The sequence below is a fragment of the Peribacillus sp. CSMR9 genome (assembly GCF_033141925.1).
Classification (GTDB): domain Bacteria; phylum Bacillota; class Bacilli; order Bacillales; family DSM-1321; genus Peribacillus; species Peribacillus simplex_A.
Genome location: NZ_JAOPHO010000188.1, coordinates 1 through 1269 on the forward strand (window position 1 = coordinate 1; position 1269 = coordinate 1269).

Here is a 1269-nt window from a genome sequence, read left to right on the forward strand (position 1 = left end):
CATGTTTTAAATAAAATCTCAATCTGCCAACGCAGGGAATAGAGGGAATGGACATAATCAGTGGGGACTTCTTCTGGCGATGTGTTCGTGATATAGACGTTCATTCCCATCAAGCGCTTACTTTTCTCCTTCATGACAATGCCTTTCTTCTTTTCACGTATCGCTTGGTTTTTCAGGCGTGTTTGCGTTTGGTCGTCGGTTAAACGATGAATCATGACACGTGCTGGAAGCTTCTGATTTTGGCCCATGTATGCCTCGGGGATTTCTATCGTTTCACCAGGGGGTAGACCAGACATCATTTGTGTCATATCAAGCTGGATGTATTCGGTTTGCTTTTTTAACGTGCCATTGTTGAAGTATTCGGGCTCAGGGTTCTTGATATAAATGCGTGTATTCAGCTTCAACCGCGAGATAAAGTAAGCCTCTTTATCATGAATGGCTTGTAAGTCTCCTAAATCCAAGTAACCAAGATCACGCAAACACAAATCGCCTGCCTCTACGGTTTCAAGGCAGATGGTACCGTATGTTTTATCATTATTCTTTCCTGGTCCAAGTTGCACGTTAAGAAATTGACCACTAAGTAAATCATATTCCAATTGGATTTTCACGCCTGCCGTATTACTACTCCCACCAGAACCTCGATAGTCAGTGGCGAAATGATCAGGCAGTTGAAAAACTGTCGCATCTAAAATACGGATACGATTGAAAGTAGCCATCATGTGTGCAGAAAGCGATTGATTTGAACAGAGTTTTTGTGTGAGAAGAGAAGTAAAGACTTCTCGAAGAAATGCGACAGCTGCTGGATTAAAGCGTTGATTCAGCCCTTCTGGGCTTATTAATACACCCGTCGAAGCCTCTAAACGACTACATAATTGCGTAAGTGATGTACTAGCGACTTCTTGGCTGAGCCAAACGCAAAGGGCGATAAGTCCATTTGCTTGATACTTACTAGATCGTTGTACAAAGCCCACCTGTTTGGCAGTTTCTTGTATGACAATTGGAGATAGAAAACGTTGTAATTCTTGTGCAAAAAGTGTCAGTTCACTGGAGATGATAGGATTCATAAAAAAACACCATCCTTTCTCGTAAACTTCTTACAATAAGAATAGCGTTTTTTCATTCTTGAAGGTATTGTTTAAACTTACCTTGATGGGCATGGGTAGGACCCCGTATAAAGAGAAAAATCCAGGAAAACCAACCATGGCTGTTTAAATATATAATTCTAAATTCATAAAAATAAAGAAGGCTAAATCCTAGTTAAAGATTTAG

General features: G+C 40.5%; 1 protein-coding gene. It reads right to left on the reverse strand.

What is annotated here, in order from left to right; genetic code table 11:
* Positions 1 to 1064 (reverse strand): IS4 family transposase (locus N9I19_RS24785; RefSeq protein WP_317779338.1); only part of this gene is annotated, 1064 nt, incomplete at its 3' end.
* Positions 1065 to 1269 lie beyond the last annotated feature (205 nt).